This is a genomic window from Moorena sp. SIO3B2 (genome assembly GCF_010692525.1).
GTDB lineage: Bacteria > Cyanobacteriota > Cyanobacteriia > Cyanobacteriales > Coleofasciculaceae > Moorena > Moorena producens.
This window is the reverse complement of the sequence record NZ_JAAHHE010000011.1, coordinates 30,385-51,231: the sequence shown is the minus strand read 5'-3', so window position 1 is coordinate 51,231 and position 20,847 is coordinate 30,385. Positions and strand designations below refer to the sequence as shown.

Annotated in this window: 18 protein-coding genes; 13 read left to right on the top strand and 5 right to left on the bottom strand. The window is 44.4% G+C overall.

Features of this window, described 5'->3' with window-relative positions; genetic code table 11:
* Positions 1–677: 677 nt before the first annotated feature.
* On the bottom strand, positions 678–896 hold the full coding sequence (locus F6K38_RS04715; RefSeq protein ID WP_287312330.1) for a hypothetical protein: 219 nt from the start codon (positions 894–896) through the stop codon (positions 678–680).
* 1,181 nt (positions 897–2,077) lie between these two features.
* A complete protein-coding gene (locus tag F6K38_RS04710; protein WP_131827078.1) occupies positions 2,078–2,290 on the bottom strand; it encodes a hypothetical protein in 213 nt (70 codons plus the stop codon).
* Positions 2,291–2,574: 284 nt separating this feature from the next.
* Between F6K38_RS04710 and F6K38_RS04705 the strand changes: the two genes are divergently transcribed.
* From F6K38_RS04705 to F6K38_RS04680, 6 genes are all read left to right on the top strand, one after another.
* Positions 2,575–2,775 (top strand): hypothetical protein, encoded by a 201-nt coding sequence (locus tag F6K38_RS04705; protein ID WP_131827077.1) that lies wholly within the window; start codon positions 2,575–2,577, stop codon positions 2,773–2,775.
* A gap of 17 nt (positions 2,776–2,792) precedes the next feature.
* Positions 2,793–2,963: a hypothetical protein gene (locus tag F6K38_RS04700; protein ID WP_008188880.1), complete on the top strand. Its 171-nt coding sequence runs from the start codon at positions 2,793–2,795 to the stop codon at positions 2,961–2,963.
* A 122-nt stretch (positions 2,964–3,085) separates the two neighbouring features.
* A complete protein-coding gene (locus F6K38_RS04695) occupies positions 3,086–4,132 on the top strand; it encodes a glycosyltransferase family 2 protein (RefSeq protein WP_008188878.1) in 1,047 nt (348 codons plus the stop codon).
* Positions 4,133–4,258: 126 nt separating this feature from the next.
* Positions 4,259–5,851 (top strand): hypothetical protein, encoded by a 1,593-nt coding sequence (locus tag F6K38_RS04690; protein WP_008188872.1) that lies wholly within the window; start codon positions 4,259–4,261, stop codon positions 5,849–5,851.
* A gap of 192 nt (positions 5,852–6,043) precedes the next feature.
* Complete coding sequence (locus F6K38_RS04685; protein ID WP_229414728.1) at positions 6,044–6,472, top strand: helix-turn-helix domain-containing protein; 429 nt, start codon at positions 6,044–6,046, stop codon at positions 6,470–6,472.
* 104 nt (positions 6,473–6,576) lie between these two features.
* Positions 6,577–7,836: an RNA-guided endonuclease InsQ/TnpB family protein gene (locus F6K38_RS04680; protein WP_287356184.1), complete on the top strand. Its 1,260-nt coding sequence runs from the start codon at positions 6,577–6,579 to the stop codon at positions 7,834–7,836.
* A gap of 51 nt (positions 7,837–7,887) precedes the next feature.
* Here the strand turns inward: F6K38_RS04680 and F6K38_RS04675 are convergent, their stop codons facing one another.
* Positions 7,888–8,037: a hypothetical protein gene (locus F6K38_RS04675; RefSeq protein WP_287356182.1), complete on the bottom strand. Its 150-nt coding sequence runs from the start codon at positions 8,035–8,037 to the stop codon at positions 7,888–7,890.
* Here F6K38_RS04675 and F6K38_RS04670 point away from each other — a divergent pair.
* Together F6K38_RS04670 and F6K38_RS04665 are read left to right on the top strand one after the other, a co-directional pair.
* Positions 8,036–8,989: a lysylphosphatidylglycerol synthase transmembrane domain-containing protein gene (locus F6K38_RS04670; protein WP_287356180.1), complete on the top strand. Its 954-nt coding sequence runs from the start codon at positions 8,036–8,038 to the stop codon at positions 8,987–8,989. The two genes, F6K38_RS04675 and F6K38_RS04670, sit on opposite strands and share 2 nt — an antisense overlap.
* A gap of 203 nt (positions 8,990–9,192) precedes the next feature.
* Entirely contained in the window at positions 9,193–10,779 is a 1,587-nt protein-coding gene (locus F6K38_RS04665) for a sensor histidine kinase (protein WP_008188865.1), read from the top strand.
* 51 nt (positions 10,780–10,830) lie between these two features.
* Here the strand turns inward: F6K38_RS04665 and ilvN are convergent, their stop codons facing one another.
* On the bottom strand, positions 10,831–11,349 hold the full coding sequence (ilvN, locus tag F6K38_RS04660; protein ID WP_008188861.1) for an acetolactate synthase small subunit: 519 nt from the start codon (positions 11,347–11,349) through the stop codon (positions 10,831–10,833).
* A gap of 571 nt (positions 11,350–11,920) precedes the next feature.
* Here ilvN and F6K38_RS04655 point away from each other — a divergent pair.
* On the top strand, positions 11,921–12,262 hold the full coding sequence (locus F6K38_RS04655; RefSeq protein ID WP_008188859.1) for a BON domain-containing protein: 342 nt from the start codon (positions 11,921–11,923) through the stop codon (positions 12,260–12,262).
* Positions 12,263–12,280: 18 nt separating this feature from the next.
* Here the strand turns inward: F6K38_RS04655 and F6K38_RS04650 are convergent, their stop codons facing one another.
* Positions 12,281–13,192 (bottom strand): alpha/beta fold hydrolase, encoded by a 912-nt coding sequence (locus tag F6K38_RS04650; protein ID WP_008188855.1) that lies wholly within the window; start codon positions 13,190–13,192, stop codon positions 12,281–12,283.
* A gap of 216 nt (positions 13,193–13,408) precedes the next feature.
* Here F6K38_RS04650 and infC point away from each other — a divergent pair, with 216 nt between their 5' ends.
* The 4 genes from infC to dnaE all read left to right on the top strand — a co-directional run.
* Complete coding sequence (gene infC, locus F6K38_RS04645) at positions 13,409–13,939, top strand: translation initiation factor IF-3 (RefSeq protein WP_008188853.1); 531 nt, start codon at positions 13,409–13,411, stop codon at positions 13,937–13,939.
* A 193-nt stretch (positions 13,940–14,132) separates the two neighbouring features.
* The gene (locus F6K38_RS04640; RefSeq protein ID WP_008188851.1) at positions 14,133–17,126 is read left to right on the top strand and encodes a hypothetical protein; all 2,994 of its coding nucleotides are present in this window, start codon (positions 14,133–14,135) and stop codon (positions 17,124–17,126) included.
* A 438-nt stretch (positions 17,127–17,564) separates the two neighbouring features.
* Positions 17,565–18,056 carry a Crp/Fnr family transcriptional regulator gene (locus tag F6K38_RS04635; protein ID WP_008188849.1) on the top strand — a complete coding sequence of 164 codons (492 nt, stop codon included), beginning with the start codon at positions 17,565–17,567 and terminating at the stop codon, positions 18,054–18,056.
* Between the two features lie 108 nt (positions 18,057–18,164).
* Positions 18,165–20,847, top strand: a 2,683-nt coding sequence (gene dnaE / locus F6K38_RS04630) for a DNA polymerase III subunit alpha (protein ID WP_287356178.1), incomplete at its 3' end; no start/stop codon positions are given.

Here is a 20,847-nt window from a genome sequence, read left to right as displayed (position 1 = left end):
GGAGTTTAGAAATGTCAAACATCTTAATGGGTAGTGCTATATAAGGGAAGCAGCCCTGTAACCTCGGAGAGGATAAGGCAGTTTGTGGCGATAAAAACGAAGTAATTATTGAATGAGTTCTGAGACAAAAGACATTGAATCCAACCAATTTTTACCATGCAAGCCAATATAAAAACTGCTATGTCGTCGGTAAAATATTGAATGATAACTGGGACGATTAACATAGGATGCTAACCATTTTTGCTGAATATATTGTCCATTAAAATTAGCTAAAGTGTAGGACAAACAAATTAATAAAATCAGAGAAATTAATCGCTGTTTGCTGACTCTAGTAGCCTCCAAATTATAGCAGTTCTCAGGACGAGTGAGCGACATTGCTTATCCCTTTAAGGCAAAAGGCATGCATGCATGCTAGCAATAGTAAAGAGGGTTTTAAGCGATGCAGAGGTGCGACCCGTGGCGAATTTAATTACGGGTCAAACGCACCATTACGGTCTTGGGGAGGCAGAGGTGCGACCCGTGGCGAATTTAATTCGACGACTGTAAACGCACCATTACGGTCTTGGGGGTTTCCCCCACTCGCTATTGCCGTGGTTCCCCCCACTCGCTATTGCATCAAGACAGGGAATCAGTGTCAAAGGATAGTGTACCTCATAACTGCGAGAAACGGGAGCATGTCACTTATGCAGCAACATTAGTACGCTTATCTGGGGAATGGGGAATCGGGAATGGGGAATCGGGAATCGGGAATGGGGAATCGGGAATGGGTAATAGGTAATGGGTAATAGGTAATGGGTAATAGGTAATAGGGGAAGCATGTCACTTAAGCCTAATATTTTTACCATTACTATAGCCCCCTGATGGGTAATTGCTTGCTGATCTGGTAAATAGTTCATCTGTTCTGCAACTAAGACCGGATTTTTGTTGTTTTGTCAAGTAGTTCATTTGTTAGGCTTATTTGACCTGCTCCCCGAGAAACGCTATATAACCGCCACTCTTGAAATCACGGAACATTGTCTTGATCCCAAGGGCGAGTGCTTTCCCCCACTCGCCCTTGGGATCAAGACAACGAAAGTATTATCAACGAGGTCTAAGAGCTAGGTCGCTTATATATAGCAATTATCATAGCTATGAGGTACACAATTTCGGAATTTTAGGGAACAGGAACCCACCCCTAACCCCTCCCAGGAGGGGAATAGGGAATAGTTAATAGGGATGCGCTGCATCAAGACAGGAAATCAAATTCAAAGAAGACTGTACCTCATTACTGCGAGAAACGCTATAGTCTGCGTTTTAGCTTATTTCGTCACCCCCTCAGTAAAAATAATATAAGCAATGCGATCGCTTAATTTTAATAAAATCTAGCGCTAGAGTAAACATTTATAACTGGTAAGTTAATTCTAATAAATGCGATCGCTTAATTTTGACAAAATATAGCGCTATGGTAAAGATGGATAACTCAGAAGCTAATGATTAGCAATGCGATCGCTTAATTTTGATAAAGTATAGCGCGAGATTAAAATCAGATTAGTGCTCAAATCATCCTTAAGAGCAAGGAGACTCTCGTTATACCCGCAGGGTTAGCGAGAGAGGAATTGCGTCTTTAACGATAAACGTGCTAGAATGAAAGTGGTCAATGACCCACCCGAGACGATGGAAACAGATGCGCCTATACGAGCGAAGTCCAGTAACCTGGCGGCGCAGCAAAATTGGTAGACTTTGAAGTTACCGTAAGGATAGTGGAGTCTTTATGGTTGGCAGGTTATGCAGAGAAGGGTAAAAATTTATTAATTAAGACTCCACTATCCTAAGGTTTCGTCTCTAGGGAAAAGATGACAGGGCAATGGAAGGCCAACCCTTGAATCAAAAGTGTATCAAGACTTTTCTTGAAACTCGACACATGAGAACCGCAGGGCTTGCGGGGATAGTCTGGGTCGCGAGCGTAAGACCAGAAAACCCCTTGAGGGTGGAGGCGGTTGCTATGAAGCACCAAACCAAATCGTGAGGTTTAGGAATCCCAGCTCCTTTGGAGCCGCTACGCGAACGTTATAATCTTTGATTTAACGATGGGAGGATGTCAAGAGCACAGTTGCGATCGCTTAATAGTGATTAACTTGATCGCGCTTAATAAAATCCAATTAGTGGTCAAGTGATTACAAACACTGTGATCCCATAAGGCACGATTAAACCGTTCGCGTAGCGTGGCCGTAGGCCAATCGATAGCGCAAAATTCGTGCTTTGATAAAATCTTCAGCAGTTTTGCGATCGCATAAATTCGTGCTTCGCTCAAGTCATGATTAGCAATGCGATCGCGTCATTTTGCTCAAGCCTATCGATAGCGTAATTGACAGCGGTAACACTATCATCAGCATTGCGATTACCTAATTGAAAATTAACTATAGCGCTATACTAAATTAGTATAGTATGCTTTATGATAACAAATCTGTTATAGCAGTCGCCAGGGCAGTTAGGACATGACAAAAGTCTCAAACCTAAGTAAGCGCAAGAGTTTGGGCGTTGCTGATTCTGGGTATGGTTTTGCCCCCCTAGCCCCCCAATTTTGCGGTGCGACCCGTGGCGAATTTAATTCGCCGACGGAAAGCGCACCGGTGGGGGAATAAGACTTTCTTGCGTCCCTTCCGGTGCGCGCCTCCTAGGGCGAGTAAATCGCCCTTGGGTCGCACCGCAAAGTTGGGGGACCCACGGGGGCTTGACCAAAACCAGATGATCGCGTATTCATTCCTTGATTCAGCAACGCCAGAGTTTGACTTCTGACAAATGACTTCTGACAAATGACTTCTGCTATACAAACACAACTGTTGCTTCCCCTACTCCCTACTCCCTACTCCCTACTCCCTACTCCCTACTCCCTACTCCCTACTCCCTACTCCCTACTCCCTACTCCCTACTCCCTACTCCCTACTCCCTACTCCCTACTCCCTACTCCCTTGACTCCCTATTGAAAACTGCTATAATCCCCGAATAACCTACCATAATCAAGAAACCAAAACTCTTTTGCCTGCGTCTGCGATAATCAAAGGCACCGGAGTTTTTCCTATTCTTGATCCAAAACCCGTCACCATCGATGACGAAACTAATTATTCAAATCCCCTGCTACAACGAAGAAAACAGCCTAGGGATTACCCTTTCGGTGCTTCCCCGTCAACTGAGGGGTGTAGATACCGTTGAGTGGCTAATTATCAATGATGGCAGTACAGACCGCACCGTAGACGTAGCCCGCTCTTATGGCGTAGACCACATTGTCAATTTTAAACACAATCAGGGACTAGCCAAAGCTTTCATCGCAGGAATCGAAGCTTGCTTAAAAGCCAATGCGGACATTATTGTCAATACCGATGCGGATAATCAGTACTGCGCTGATGACATTCCCAAACTCATACAACCTATTATATCAGGTCGAGCCGAAATAGTCATCGGGGCGCGACCGATTCAGAAGATTAAGCACTTCTCCCCCATCAAAAAGTGTCTACAAAAATTCGGTAGTTGGGTAGTCCGAATTGCTAGCAATACTAATATCATCGATGCTCCCAGTGGATTCCGAGCTTTTAGCCGAGAAGCCGCCTTAAAGCTAAATGTCTTTAATGAATACACTTACACCCTAGAAACTATTATTCAAGCTGGACAAAAAGGCATTGCTATCACTTCTGTCCCAATCCGCACCAATCGCTATTTGCGCCCCTCCCGTCTAGTCAAGAGTATCAGTGCCTATGTTAAGCGATCGCTAATCACTATCCTGCGAATCTCCATGACCTACAACCCCCTGAGATTCTTTATCACCTTGGGGACAATTCCATTTACTCTAGGAACCTTACTGGGGATTCGTTGGTTAATCCTATACTTCGCTGGTACTCCCAAAGCTCACGTACCCAGCCTAGTTTTAGCTGCTATTCTGATTCTAATGGGCTTTCAACTGTGGATATTTGGCTTAGTGGCAGATCTAATGGCAGTCAATCGTCAACTTCTAGAAGACATCCAACTACGACTACGACGATTGGAAGTTGACTCCAATCACACTCCCCACTTGCCATCAACCGGAAATCAACAACAGCGGCAAAACCGGGAAGAGGGAGGAGAAGGGGAAGAATTTGCTAATAATTTCTTGAATAGATAATAGTCCGATTGTGATAGTGGGACGCTCTTAAGACTACTTGTTATAGTAGGAAACTCTTAAGACTACTTTTGGCTGAAAACAACAATCACTCTCGGACTGACGCACTGACACAAACAGCCGCAAATAATGACCAGAGACCTATTCGCCCGTCAAGCCCTAAACCAAATCCCTAAAATCCTTACCCTCCTAGACCGCAATCCCCACAGTCCCACCTACGGATGCTTTGACCGTAACTTCTGGCACTATAAAATCATCGATTTCCCTAGTGGGATGGCACAGGAATTTGTCTGGCCCCTAGCACTAGCCTATCATACCGACTTGCCAGATAACCCGTTCTACCAGCAACCAGTAATTCTCGATTGGGTCGAAGCAGGGATACTTTTTGCTGCATCCAGTTCCCATCCCGATGGCTCCTGTGATGATTATTTCCCCTATGAGCGTGCTGCTGGAGCCGCCGCCTTTTCTTTATTGGCTAGCATCGAAAGTTACAAAGCCATGGGACTCCATAACCCCATTGCCTTGCAATTCTTTGAAAAACGAGCAAATTGGCTAGCCCATCACATGGAAAGTGGACAGCTGAGCAACCACCAAGCCTTGATTGTCTTATGTTTAGACCTGCTATCGGAACTCTTGCATACCAATCAATGGGATAGAGCGCGATCGCAAAGGCTAGAGCAAGTCTTATCCTGGCAAAGTCCCGAAGGCTGGTTTATAGAATATGAAGGCTGCGACCCAGGCTACCACACCTTAACTATTTCCTGTCTAGCTAGGATTTATCTGTTGAGATTAGACCCACGCCTAAAAGAAGCTCTGATCAAAGCTGTCGAATTAGCCGCAGAATTCATCCATCCCGATGGTTCCTATGGGGGAGAATACACTAGCCGTAACACTTATAACTTTTTTCCCCATGGCTTTGAATTAGTAGGACGCTGGTTTCCAGAAGCCCTAGAGATTAATGACCGCTTCTTGGTGGGATTAGCTAATGGTCTTGCTCCCTGTTACGCCGATGATCACATTATTGGTCACCATACCTGGAATTATCTCCTATCTTGGCGGGATTTTGTCAGCAACCGACCCAAACCAACTCCCCGTCCCAGTGGTCGCGTATGGTTGAAAGACGCCAACATCCTAATTGACCGCCGTCGAGGTACAGAACTTTATTTAGCTTTGAATAAAGGAGGCGTTTTTAAGATATTTCGAGACAATCAATTAATTGCTTCAGATACCCATTTTTCCCTACTCGTAAAAGAAAGAGGTAAATTCAAAAATGCTGTTGGTCATCTGATCGATGACTATCAAGTTAAAGTCAGTGAGGATGAAATTCTGATTGAGGGAAACTTAGGATGGGCAAAACAGAAGCAAATGACTCCAATGAATTTACTAATTCTACGGGGAGTGATGTTAACGGTAGGACGCTTCTTTCCCAATTTAATTCGAAAATTATTACAGAAATTATTAATTACTGGTAAAAAAGACGCTCCCTTCTGCTTTCGCCGATATTTTTATTGGCAAGGTGAGCGATGGTTAGTAATTGATGAATTACAAGCTAAGTCTTGGAAATCGGTACAAAGTGTCGGAATTGGTGGAGATCAGACATCGATTTATGTGGTGATGAGTCGTACCTTTCAACCAGGACAATTACAACCGTGGGTTGACCTAAGTGATGAGGTGCAAACCTTGGATGATTATGAATGGTTGAAGTTCGAGCAGCGTTTTTGAGATCATATAACTGGGAACATAGTTCTGAGTGTGTCAGTGCTCAAATACTGTGTATTGAAGTTTTACCAAACTATAGCGCTATTTAATTTTCGCTAATTGCTGCATTACTTGTTCACAAAGCTATAGCGCTTTAATAAACCCAATTATTAAATTATGTAACATTTGTTTTAAAACACTAGCGCTATTAAAAAAATGTGTTATATTAAAGCCATAACAAACAATAGCGCTAGATTAAAAGGCAAAGACATGGCAGCACAAGAGATAACCACCATTGGCACCACTCAAGCAGCTTATCTTTTAGGTATTTGTGTCCAACGAGTTCGCCAACTCCTGAAAAGCGGCAGAATTAAAGGCGCTCAAAAAGTTGGCAGATTTTGGCAAATTCCCCTATTTAACGGGATGCCTAAAGTAATTCCCGGTAAGCGTGGACCAAAAGGAACCTGGAAAAAAGTTGCACAAAAGGTGGCGACTTACATCCACGTCAACCAGCAAATCATCAAGGAAAATAGAAAATACGATACTTACAAGCCTGTTTTGACCGTCAAACAAGGCAACCGCAACACCTACGGTCATTATGTAGAAATCAAAGGCCCATCTCGGTTAGTCTATCAACCCAACTAAACGGGCAAGTGGTCTCCCGTTATAATCGCGTGATAAGCGCGGGAGGGGAATTGCCCGACGGGGTTTAACGGTTCTCAACAGTACGCGAGTAGTACAATAACATTATGCTGTTAACTTACTGCTATCGAATCAAGCCTAGTGACGAACAGATAGCCATCATGGAGAGATGGCTGGAATTGTTGCGTCGTCACTGGAACTATGCTCTCGGTCAAAGACTTGATTGGCTCAACAGGACTCGTTGTCCTATTGATAGATGCAGTATTGTGAGGGAAGCGATTGGCGAAGTCCCAGAACCCGTTAACTATTACACCCAGCAATCAGCACTAAAGGAAACTAAAAAGCTATTCCCTGAGTACAAGCTGATTTACGCCGAAACTCAACAAGTCAACTTACAACGGCTGAACATGGCATGGGAACGATGGAGAAAACCAGATGCGACCGGAAAACGCGGAGGACGACCTCGGTTTAAGAAACAAGGTCAATTGCGGTCGTTTATATTCCCACGGGTTAACAATTCCAGAGCAGGGGCGCATATCAAACATGGAGTGCTTAAGCTGAGTCGGATTGGTGAAATATCTGTGGTGATGCACCGACCTCTACCGTCCGGTTTCACTCTCAAGCAATGCACTATCGTTAAAAAAGCGGACGGCTGGTACTGTTGCATCTCAATGAAGGATGATACTGTCCCTGAGTTTCTTCCTGTAGAATCGGTTAAATCTGCTGTTGGGATTGATGTCGGCTTAGAGAAGTTTCTGACCACATCAGATGGTGAAGCCGTTGGGATTCCGCAGTTCTACAGAAAGGCTACTAACAGGTTAGCAAGTGCCCAACGGGTAATGTCACGCCGTGTAAAGGGTTCTAAAAACTGGCAGAAAGCTAAACAGAAAGTAGCTCTATTGCACCTTCATGTAACCCGTTGCCGCAAGGAATTTCACTATCAAGTCGCCCATTGGCTATGTAGTAAGTATGACCTGATTGGGTTTGAAAATTTAAATATCAAGGGACTTGCGCGGACTAGATTAGCGAAATCAATACATGACGCAGGGTGGGGGTCGTTTCTGGAGATTTTACAAGCAGTGGCGGTCAAACGCGGTTTGTTAGTCCAGTTCGTTAACCCACGGGGAACAAGTATTGAGTGCTTCAACTGTGGGGCTTCAGTTGAGAAAAATCTAGCTGATAGAGTTCATCATTGTTCTGATTGTGGAGTAAAAATTGACCGCGATTGGAATAGTGGCATCAACATTTTGCATCGTGCATTAATGGCGGTTGGATTGCCGCTGAATGGCTGTGGTAAATCAATACATGATATTGAGGAACAGCAAGTCTCATTCGTGAGTTTGAGAAGCCTACATCATAATCGTTGATTTGATGTAGGAGTAGTCACTTGTCCTAAGCATTGTGGGGCTACGGTGTGGCTAGAAGTTGACCCCGCTGTTGAAATTCTGACTAAAGTTTTTGGTTAGCATCAGATGTTGAAGTTTGTTCGCCTTTGGCGTTCCCCTAGGGTAGATTGAAGGTTGACCGTTGCCGGTTGCCTGTTGCCTTTTGCCTTTTGCGTTCTCCATGAAACGACTCATTTCCATTGCCATCAGCCTAGTCATCCTAGGGGTAATTTATACCAAAATTGACTTTCCCCAACTGATCGCTGTATTTAAAGAATGCGATCGCATGTGGATGGCGATTAGTCTGGGCATGGTGATTCCGATCACCCTGTTCACGGCTTGGCGACTGCAACAACTCATGCCGACGGGTTCCCAACTCCGATTTTGGGAAGCCAATCGCCTGATTTTAGCTGCCAGTACCCTGAATATGGTCTTGCCCTCCAAAATGGGAGATATTGCTAAAGCCTACTTTATGAAGCAGCGGGGTAATTTAGCTGGGAGCTTGTCGTTAGCCATCGTTATTTTTGAAAAAGCTTGTGACATGCTGTCTCTACTGCTATGGTGTGTCTTTGGTTTATTACTCTATCCGGGGAAAAGTGGTTTCTTTTGGTTGATGACCGCTGGGATAATTTTCGGCTTAATTTTAGGGCTATTCCTCCTCAGTTCCCGCAAATTTGCCCATTTATTTTTCTTAGTGACAAAAAAAATTGCCCCAAAAAAATTCCGTCCAAACCTAGAAAAAATGCAAATGTCTTGGGGGGAAATGCACGGCTACTTCTGGCATGACCCCAAGCAATTATTCAAAATTACCCTAACTTCAATTTTTATCTGGTTCTTACACTTATTGCAAATTTGGTTATTTATCCTCGCCCTCAACGCCTGGACACCCTTTTTAGCCAATCTCGCTCTGTCCCCCCTAGCCATTTTAGCGGGATTGTTACCACTAACCTTTGCGGGGGTTGGCACCCGTGATGCTGCGCTAATTTTCTTCTACCAACGCTATTTCCCTAAGGAGGAAGCTGCCGCCTTAGGATTACTGTGTACTTCCCGCTACCTACTTCCAGCCATTGGTGGCTTACCCTTTCTAGGACAATATTTGACTACAGTGCGCGACTTGGGAAAAAAACCTTCTTAATTTGACTGTTGTCAAGAGGAGATGTATGTTAAATTTATTTAAATTCGGAGCAGTTTAGTTAATAGTTTTGTAAAAAACTGTTTAGGGATGGCACAATTCCCCAACAGCAAATACTATAGTCTGTACCGGAAAGCCATCCTTGAAGAGGCAGCTGCAATGCTCAATAGTCATGGTCGTGAGGGAAAAAGGTGAGGCAAAAATCTATGTTAATAAGTCGCAGAACTTTACCCCCTAGCTCTGGTAAGGGGGTCAAACCTAATCCAACGGTTCACAAAAACTTCACCAATTGGAAAACTAGTTGGCAACCTACGAATCAGACACTAGCTGAGCCAATAATTGACCGTAAAAGAGTGGAAGAATCTCTCTTAGCAGTCCAACAGAGATATCGATCTCTATTTGAAAACTCGACTGATGGTATATTTCAAATCACCCCTGATGGTTACTATATAGCCTGTAACCCATCGCTAGCTAGACTATATGGCTATGAATCACCTAAGCAATTTCTTAGTAATTTAACTGGTGTTGGGGATTACCTTCACAAAGATCCCGAGCGACGCTATCAATTCCTTGACCTACTGCACTCAAAGGGTTTTGTAGAGGATTTTGAATCCCAGGTCTATCGCCAAGACGGCACCCTAATGTGGATTTGTGAAAGTGCTTGGGCAGTGCGTGATGCTACTGGTTACATTCTATACTACGAAGGTTTTGTAAAAGATATTACTAAACAAAAATTAACTGAAGCAGCTTTACAAGCAGCACAAGCCAAATTAGAAGCCCAAAGCCAGGAACTGGAGAATGCCTTAAAGAAGCTGGAACTGGCTCAAGAGGGATTAAAGCAAAGTGAAAAAATGTCCACCTTAGGACAGTTATGCGCTGGTGTTGTTCACGAAATCAACAATCCACTTAACTTTATCTGTGGAAATGTGACTCCAGCAAGGGACTATGGCGAAGATTTATTAAGACTGTTGGGATTATATGCCAAACACTATCCCCAGCCTGTAGCCGAAATTCAACAGTACGCTGATCTAATTGATCTAGATTTCCTGATCGAAGATTTTCCTAAAACCCTATCATCTATGGGATTAGGTGCAGAACGCTTGCAACAGATTGTGCAATCAGTGCGCCACTTTTCCCGACAGGATGACCAGGAAAAGCAGCGAGTGAATATTCATCAGGGCATTGATAGTAATCTGACTATCCTCCATAACCGCTTAAAGCCCAAAGGAAAGAATCCCGGGATTACCGTGACCAAGGACTATGGAAAACTCCCTTTAGTGAAGTGCTACTCTGGTCCAATCAACCAAGTGTTGATGAACCTGCTGTGCAATGCCATTGATGCTCTGGAAGAGTCACAGGTTAACAGGTTCTTTGTTACAGGTTCTGCAGCTGTTCAAGCAGACAGGTTCTTTGTTCCAGTTTCCCCTCAGTCTTCTGATTATGGCCCGCAAGGTGTAAAGCAAAAAGCACCAGCCCCCCCTAAGATCACCATTCGGACAGAATTTCTAGGCAGCGATGGTGATCAAGGGGACAGTTCTGGTGGACAGGTCGTGATCAGAATTATCGATAATGGTCCGGGAATGACAGAAGAGGTCAAACAGAAGATATTTGAACCATTCTTCACCACCAAATCAATCGACAAGGGAACTGGCTTAGGGCTAGATATCTCCAAGAAAATCGTTGTTGAACAGCATGGCGGTCAAATCCTATGTACCTCTAATCCGGGTAAGGGAACAGAATTTGCGATCGCAATTCCTGTAGGTTCATATCATCAAGGCTTGCAGGTAAAATAGACGAACCAATCACCAATGACTAACGACCAATAACTAATGACTAATGGCTACTTAAACTTTTGCGTGCAAAGACTTGAGATATTCAGTATTGACTCCCGATTCTCGGGTTAGGGCGATTTTGCCAGTCCGGGCAATTTCACGGATACCAAACTTATTCAGCATTTGGGTCAGTGCTACCATTTTACCAGGGTCTCCCACAACTTCTAGAGTTAGTGACTCCTCAGATGTATCTACGACATGGGCACGAAACACCTGGGCTAATTCAATAATCTCGGAGCGGGTGGAACTAGTAGTGTTAACCTTTAGCAGCATCAACTCCCTTTCGACACAGGGAATTGAGGTAATATCTTGTACTTTAAGGACATTTATTAGCTTATAGAGTTGCTTAGTCAGCTGCTCAATGCTGCTGTCATCTCCAGGTACTACCATCGTAATTCGAGATATACCAACCTGCTCAGTTGGTCCAACGGCAAGACTTTCGATATTGAAGCCTCTACGGGCAAATAAACCAGCAATGCGAGTTAGAACACCGGCTTCATCTTCAACTAAAACGGAAAGGGTATGTTTCATAGTTTGACTTGGGAGTTGACTTGGGAGTTGACTTGGGAGTGGTGGGGGCGTGTGCTGCCTAAATTGCTATCAACGTGATTTATTGGTGAGACTGTTGACTGTTAAGTGTTGACTAGCCCCTTTTTTTAGGGGGTATAAGGGAGTAGCAACGGTTAACTGTTAAGTTTCTTGAAGCTAAGCGTCAACGGTCAACGGTAAACCAATGTAAGCATTCAGCGATCAGCGATCAGCGATCAGCGATCAGCGATCAGCCAGAGGTTAGGTCACAGGCTAGAAGCCTGTGCCACAAATCACCTCAAGTAGTTTGGCCAACGGCCAAGATATTTTCCCCAGACTTTCGATTTTATTTTAAGCACCTCAAGTAGCGTGAGCTTTTAGCTGACGGCTGACAGCTGACGGCTGAATGCTTACAAACCAATTACCATTTTATCCAGGTTTTGAGTAACCAAGAACTCTAGTAACAGTGTGCTGTATCTAAAGATATATTTTTTATGAAACTAGGCAGCTAATTGCCAAATTCCTCGGTAACATAAAAATCGGTAAAAACTGATTGGAGTGAAACCAAATAATTATGGGTTGGTTAAAGCGAATGTTTGGATTTGGGAGCCCAGAGGAAGCTGCCGCAGCTAGTACCCCTTCAGAAGATGCACCAGCAGGAGATGACATTCCCCCAGAACGAATGGGGTTAAACGGGGAATACGACCAAAGCGGCCTTGCCAAGCGAGTTGTTTGGGCCTTTGACCAAGACGACGAGCTGGATGACGAGGAAAGGCTCTGGGTTGCTCAAACTGGCGGTAAAGTTGTGCTAAAAGGAGAAGTAGCTAGCCAGGAGGTTCTAGATAAGATGGTTAATGTTGCCTCAGGTGTGGATGGTTGCACGGAGGTTGAAACTGATCAAGTGAGCGTCGGCTAATACCAATTGTGGGGATAATCAAACCTTAGCTCCCAGCCACTCTAACAGGATCAGATTCACCTGTTCCGGACATTCATCGTGGGGACAGTGACCAGCATGATCTAACTCCAATAGCTCTAAATTAGGATTGAGTTTAACAAACTTGCGAGCTAACATAGGGGGAATCATCCGGTCTTCTAGTCCCCACATCAATAGCATAGGAATATCTAATGTAGGTAATAGGGATTTGACCGGTAGACTAAAGTTAGGAGCGGTCATCCCTCTCAAAAGTCTACTAAAGGTGGCCGCAGCTCCAGGATCGGTGGCAGGGACACTCAGAATTTCTACTAAATCATCTGTAACTGCCTCTGGATTAGCATAAGCTAACCCTGCCCACTTACGCACAATCCCTGGACGTCTTACCACGTAAAATAGGGTTTTGAGTAGCACTGGTGATGCCACTAGACTCTCAACAGTTGAGACTATCGGTCCGAGCCAACTAGGAATCGCTTCTTCTCGGGCTTGGAAATCTGGTAAATTAATCATCACCAGACCTTTAACCATCTCTGGATGGGTTGCTGCTGCTCCTAGACCAACTAGCGAACCAATGGAGTTACCTACTAACACTACCGGTTTTTGGATAAAAGTTTGCCAAAATTCATAAACCTGAGCTACCCAAAGGTCAATGGTATAGTCAACCGAAGCTTTCCGGGATGCCCCAAAACCCAGCAGATCTAAAGCATAAACGGTATGATGTTGACCGATTACGTCTAGGTTATTACGCCAATGCCCTACCGAAGCACCAAACCCATGAAGCAGAATAACTGGTGTTGTCGGCTGGACAGTTAGGGGTTGGGGTGGGCGAAAATAGGTATAACGGATCGGCCAACCCCGCCAGACCCAATCCCTTTGACTACCAACTCGTTGCTGCCAATGCAAAGATTTGGTCACAACCTGCCTCAACTTCAAAAATATTTACAAAGCAACTTGAGTCCATTATGCCTTGCCTATCAGGCAAAGGAGTAAGTTATAACTATTCCATCGGCCTTGGTTTCCTAAGTGATGTTAATAATTTGAACAGAAACAAGAAAGGAATTAGTAAAATGGCAAGTGTATGTAGTAAGTCGATTTTTTGATTAATCCACTTAAGAAAATAAACAAACGCCTGTGAGTGATAATAGAAGACGCCAACGCGATCTACCCCAAATTAACGAAAGAATAAGGTTTCCGAAGATTAGAGCCATTGATACCGATGGGGCACAGCTGGGTATAATCACACCTCAAGACGCCCTGCGGATCGCTGAGGAAAAGGAGTTAGATCTTGTCCTGGTTAGTGACAAGGCAGATCCGCCAGTGTGTCGCATCATGGACTATGGCAAGTACAAATTTGAACAAGAGAAGAAAGCCCGTGAAGCAAAGAAGAAGCAGCACACGGCTGATGTAAAAGAAGTGAAGATGCGCTACAAAATAGAAGACCATGACTACAATGTGCGGGTCAATCAAGCGGAGCGCTTCCTGAAATCTGGCGATAAGGTCAAAGCTACCATTACCTTCCGAGGTCGAGAAATTCAACACAGTAATTTAGCCCAGGCACTACTCGAGCGCATGGCTAAGGATTTACAAGAATTGGCAGAAGTCCAGCAAGCACCGAAGCGGGAAGGTCGTAACATGATGATGTTACTCTCCCCCAAAAAATAGTGGTTATAGTGATTGGTCATCAGTCATTGGTCATTGGTCATTAGTCATTGGTCATTAGTCATTGGTTATTAGTCATTGGTACCCACATGGGCAGGTGCCTGGAATTCATGTCTGAATACCCATGCACGGAGCAAGCAGCTTAAAATACCAAGGACTACTGACTGAGGACTAGTGACGAAGGACGAATGACTCTATGAAATTGCCATCTCCGACTCGCCTGAAGGGTTACTGGGTTAGAAAAATCCTAGAGTGGGTGAATCTTCGCCCAGAAGAAGGCGAGCGGACATTGTTGATGTTCGCCTTCCATACCACCACTTCCATGGGACTGCTTTGGTTAGAGTACAGTGCCATTGCCTTGTTTCTAGAGAAATATGGCGCGAAGTGGTTACCGGTGATTTATATTGCTAGTTCCGTGATCTGCTCTGGGCTGGGAGTATTATACTCCTGGTTGCAGAGCATTTTACCCTTGAGGTCAGTCTTGGTAGCGATCGCTATCCTAGCTGCCTTACCCCTGTTAGTGTTCCGCCTAGGCTTGGAGATCGAGTATGGCTATATTACTGTAGTCACCATCTTTCTATTGCGATTGTGGATGGATGCGGTGTACATCCTCAATGACCTTAATTCCCAGGTGACGGCTAATCAGTTATTCAACATTCGGGAAATTAAGCGTACCTACCCCCTAATCTCCAGTGGGCTTTTGGTAGCTGATGTCCTCTCTGGGTTCTCATTACCTCTATTATTGCTGTTAGTGGGACTCAACAATGTGGTGGCTTTTGGGTCTGGCATGATGCTCATCGGAGCACTGACCTTGGTTTATATATGTCAGCACTACCAGCAAGCCTTTCCTAACTCCCCAGCACGACAGTGGGAAGAAATGGAGCCAGACTTTGCTGTGCGTCAGCCGAGTGAATCCCTCAGACGCTATGTCATCCCTTTATTTGCCTTTTTTATCTTAGGGGAAGCCCTGTACCTCCTAATTGAATTTCAGTATATGGGTCAATTGGAGCAAACCCTGGATAGTTCAGCAATTGCTGGTTTTCTGGGTCTATTCAGTGGTACGTTGGGACTTTTTGAACTGGTGACCCAATGGTTTATCTCTAGTCGGGTGATTGATCGCTTTGGTCTTTTCCTAAGCGCTATGGTATTACCTGGTGCTTTATCTGTGATTGGCTTAGTGACCCTAGCTAACATGGCAAGTTGGCTAAAGTTTGATATTGGGTTCTTGCCTAGCTGGATTACAGGGCTATTTATTGGTGTAGTCTTACTCCGATTCGTTGATGAACTATTGCGCTTTACTTTAATTGCTAGTGTTGAACCTGTACTCTTCCAAGCCTTACCGTCAGGGTTACGCTCTGTGGTGCAGACTACTGTGCAAGGGATTGCCAAACCCATGACTACTGGCATTACTGGCATTGGAATTTTAGCCACCATTGGGCTGCTGGATTGGGCTTTCCCCAATTTTGAGCCATTGCGCCATTGGGTGTTTATTCTAATGGTAGTGATTTTTGCTCTATTATGGCTGCTGAGTACCCGGTTGATGCGGGCTAATTATGGTTCATTGCTGCTGATCAATGCTGAGCAAGGACGTTTGGGTTCTGCCAATACCAATTTCCTGGATACTAAGACCCTCTTTGAGGAAGCGGTAAAGCGACTGAAAACTGAGCCGAAGAACCGCTCTGCTTACATTCAACTGTTGTCTCAAATCGCTCCAGAAACAGCGAGTCAGGTTCTTTCTCCCTTGCTGGGAGAAATGTCTACAGATTTGCAGCGCCAGAGTTTAGAGGTGATGTTGCCCTATCCCAACCCAGATTGTCTAGAAGATGTGTCTCGGTTGATTGATCAAAGACCACCAGTAGAAGTCCTGGCCTTAGCATTGCGCTATTTTTGGCTGGCTCAGAAAGACCTGAATATTCGGACAATTAAGCCTTATCTACAACCTGCTGTTGACCCAACCGTAAGAGCTACAGCAGCTGCTTTAATTATGGGTCGGGGTACACCAAAAGAGAAATTTGAAGCCGTCAAAACCCTGCGGCGGATGCTCACCTCAAAAAAAGAGCAAGAACGGTTGATGGGTACCCGAGCTTTGGCAGAGATGGATTACTTGGAATCCTTGGTAGTTTATATTGATGACCTGTTAAGGGATAAGTCATTAAAGGTACGGTGTGCTTGTTTAGAGGTGATTGCTGCTAAACGATTTGAAAAGTACTATCCGTCTTTAGTCAAGGCACTTTACTACACATCTACCCGCAATGCTGCTCGTAGAGCGTTGGTCAAGCAAGGGGATGAAGCCATTGCTTTATTGAGGGTTTTGTCTGAAGATATTCATAAGCCAGACCCAGTAAGGCGGCAAGCTTGGATGGCTCTCGGTGAGATTGGCAGACTCCAGGCTATAACTCAGAAGGGTACTCCTGAAGCTATGAAGCATTTGGTGCAACAGTTGATGAGTAGTTGGGGGACAACCCGTCGTAATATTCTCACGATCCTGCTGAAGATTCCAGGGGAGGTTGGAATTGAAGCGGTGATGAACGAGTTAGGGCGTAGGGTCGTAGAAGCCTTAATTGAGCAAGAATTGATGTTTTTGGGTCAAATTTATGGCGCACTGCTGGATTTGACCTCAAAGAAAATAGCTGGACTGGAGGCAGATTTGCTGCGGCAGGGGCTTAATGATCTTCAACAAGATCTGGTGGAGGTGTGTTTCTTACTGATGAAGTTTCTTTATCCATCGAGTGCCATCAAAGCAGCTGAGTTTAATCTAGCATCCCATTCTCGGTCAAACATTGCCCTAGGGTTAGAAATTTTGGATAATACCCTAGATATTCCTAATAAGAAAGCATTTTTGTCAATTTTAGACCGGCGTTCTCTGAAAGAAAAATTAGCTGCCCTCGTGGATTTAGTGCCTTATCAACCCATGAGTGTAAGCGATCGCTTACGTCGGTTAATCGAGTTACGACATTTTATGTCAGATTGGCCCCTAGCGTGTTGTTTTCATGTGGCCAGAGCAGCACACTGCTCTCTAGCACCAGCAGCGGCTATGAGTTGCTTACGTCATCCTACCGGTTTTGTGCGGGAAGCGGTTGTGGCTTATCTCAAAGAGATGTCACCTCGTGCTTGTGCAGAGTTGTTGCCAGTGCTTAGGAATGACCCAGATCCCTTGGTAGCTGCTCAAGCACAAGAGATTATCGGATAGTTTGATCAGTATAGTTGCCTATTGTTTGTAAACTTTGCTGGCATCATCTCTAATTTATCATGGCAGTGGACAGTAGAGCTAGGGGTGAAATAATGTCTGAAAGTAAGCATTCAGCCATCAGCGTGTCGCGTATCAGCGTGTCGCGTATCAGCTATCAGCCATTGACCTGTGGCCACGCTACTTGAGGTGGGAAGAGCTTTTGAATAAAATAAGCTGACCGCACCTCAATTAGCGTGAGTTTTTAGCTCACCGCTGACCCCTGAATACTTACGTCTGAAATTACCACAGTACAGTGGTTGAATCTTAATTAGAGCTCTAGGTCTAGTGAGCCATTAACTATAAACAATTAGCGAAACAACTATCGGTATGGGTTAAACTTGTAGTTTACTACAGGACGGCTATTCGCTAGCAGCCAACCGCTAACCCAACCGCTAACCAATGTTATCTAGCATTGATCGTTTAATTTTTATCAGGGGTGTCCCAATTTTTCACGAATTGCGGGACGATTTTCTGATGCGACTAGCCTCTGTGATGGACGAGCTAGACTTTCCTTCTAACCATACCATCTTTGCTCAAGGGGAAGAGGGTAGGGAACTTTATATTGTAGTCTCAGGTTTGGTAAGAGTTCACATTGGTGAGCGGAATTTGGCACAGTTCAAGCAAGGAGCCTGCTTTGGGGAGATGTCCTTGTTTGATGCAGAACCTCGTTCCGCTTCTGTGACCACCATCGAACCTTGCCATTGTTTGATGTTGACACAGCTACAACTCTATGATGCCATTGATGAGACACCAGAATTTGCAATTAAGATTATTCGTATGCTGTCCCGCCGTATTCGGGAACTTAACAGCAATTTGAATACTAATCAGGTTAAAAATCCACCATTGGATGTGAGAAGGGTTGGAAGTCGTTTAACGGATTTCCGTGCTTAAGATAAGTCCTAGTTTTTTGGTACTAGTTTCTTTTGGTACTAGACGTGGATCGTAGGTTCGTTAATCATTAAAATAATCAGCAACATCGGTTTATAATTAACAGTAACTATGTCTTTTGTTGGTCTACACATTCACAGTGATTATAGCCTACTGGATGGAGCATCTCAGCTACCAGCACTGATCGATCGAGCTGTTGATTTGGGAATGCCTGCGATCGCACTGACAGATCATGGTGTGATGTATGGTGCTATTGAACTGATTAAAGTTTGCCTAAAAAAGGGCATTAAGCCGATAATCGGTAACGAAATGTATGTGATAAACGGGGATATTGAGGTCAATAAGCGTTACCGAAAATATCATCAAGTTGTCTTAGCAAAAGATACCCAAGGCTACAAAAACTTAGTAAAACTAACAACTATTTCTCACCTCAAAGGGATGCCAGGTAAAGGTATTTTTGCTCGTCCCTGTATCAATAAAGAATTACTGGAGCAATATCACGAAGGGTTAATTGTAACCAGTGCTTGTTTGGGGGGCGAAGTTCCCCAAGCTATCCTAAAAGGTGACTTAGATCAAGCCCGTAAAGTAGCTAAGTGGTACCAAGATGTTTTTGGGGATGATTACTATTTAGAGATTCAAGACCACGGCTCTGTAGAAGACAGAGTGGTTAATGTTGCGATTGTCAAGATTGCCAGTGAATTAGGAATTAAAATTGTTGCGACTAATGACTCCCACTTTATCTCCTGCTATGACGTAGAAGCCCATGACGCTTTGCTGTGTATTCAAACCGCTAAACTGGTTACAGAAGAGAAACGGATGCGCTATAGTGGCACGGAGTATCTCAAGTCAGCAGAGGAAATGAAACGGCTGTTTCGAGATCATTTACCGTCCCAGGTGATAGAGGATGCGATCGCAAATACCTTAGAAGTGGCCGATAAAGTCAAGCACTACAATATTATGGGGGAACCTCGCATCCCACACTACAAGGTATCCAAGGATTATACCCCTGACACCTATTTAGAAGAAATTACCTGGAACGGACTGATGAAGCGGCTAAAGTGTCGCTCTCGTAGTGAAATTGATCCAGTGTATAAAGCCCGGCTGGAGTATGAGTTAAAAATGCTCCAGCAGATGGGGTTTTCTACCTACTTTTTAGTGGTTTGGGACTACATCAAATATGCCAGAGACAATGATATTCCCGTTGGTCCGGGTCGTGGTTCAGCAGCAGGCTCTCTAGTGGCTTATGCCCTAGAAATTACCAACATTGATCCTGTACATCATGGGCTACTGTTCGAGCGCTTTCTAAATCCAGAGCGGAAATCCATGCCAGATATTGACACAGATTTCTGCATTGAAAGACGGGATGAGGTGATTAAATATGTCACCAATCTCTATGGTGAAGACCGAGTAGCCCAGATTATTACATTTAACCGCATGACCTCTAAAGCGGTATTAAAAGATGTAGCGAGAGTGTTAGGAATTGCCTACCAAGAATCGAATCGTATGGCTAAGATGATTCCAGTGGCGCGAGGTAAGCCAGCCAAACTCTCAGTCATGATTTCTGATCAGACACCAACACCAGAGTTTAAAGAAGCTTACGATCAAGATCCGGAAGTGCGTCGTTGGGTGGATATGGCGATTCGGATTGAAGGGACAAATAAAACCTTTGGTGTCCATGCTGCTGGTGTGGTTATTTCAGCAGACCCCTTAGATGAAATTGTGCCATTACAACTGAATAATGATGGTGCAGTGATCACCCAGTATTTTATGGAAGACCTGGAATCTCTGGGACTCCTGAAAATGGATTTTTTAGGACTAAAGAACTTAACCACTATTCAGAAAACCAAAGAGTTAGTTAAAAAGACTCAAAATATTGAACTCGATTTAGATGATATTCCCCTAGAGGAAATTAAATCTAGGAAAATTTTAGCCAAGGGTGAACAGAAGAAAAAACCCCCAGGTGTTCAAGAAACTTACGAGCTCCTAGAGAAAGGCCAGTTAGAAGGAGTATTCCAATTAGAATCTTCCGGAATGCGTCAGGTGGTGCGAGACCTGAAACCTGACAGTATTGAAGATATATCTTCAATTTTAGCTCTTTATCGCCCTGGTCCTCTGGATGCTGGTCTGATTCCTCAGTTTATTAATCGTAAACATGGTCGAGAAAAAGTAGAGTATCAACATCCTCTATTAGAGCCTATTTTACAGGAGACTTATGGAATTCTATGTTTACCGAAAGGTACCTTAATTGATAAGCCCGATGGTTCTTATGTGCCCATTGAAGAAATTAAATCTGGCGACCTAGTATTAACCTCTGATGGTAAACGAGTTTGGCCAGCAAGGGTAGCCAAGCAATGGCGCAGTGGTGTTAAAGACATTCTGAAAATTACCCTATCTAGTGGTACAGTCATCTATTCCAGTAAAAACCATCGCTTTCTAACACCAGATGGAGACAAATTTGCCTATGAGCTGAAACCAGTAAACCCGGTTGTTAATAATGCTCATAGTTTGGGTTCTGAAGTTTATGAAAAATATCCCGGAGCGAGCAACAGTTTAGACCCGGTGGTGCGTTACGGGACGGGCTGTTCCAAAGCTGGCTACGAGGCGGAAAATCAGGGCGAGCCCGTCCCTAACGCACCCTACGCCACATTTACTAGACCGAATTTACAGCTAGACCCGGTGGTGGGTTACGGGACGGGCTGTCCCAAAGCTGGCTACGAGGCGGAAAATGACGGCGAGCCCGTCCCTAACGCACCCTACGGAACTCTACAGGCAACCCTATCTAGACCGAAAGAGT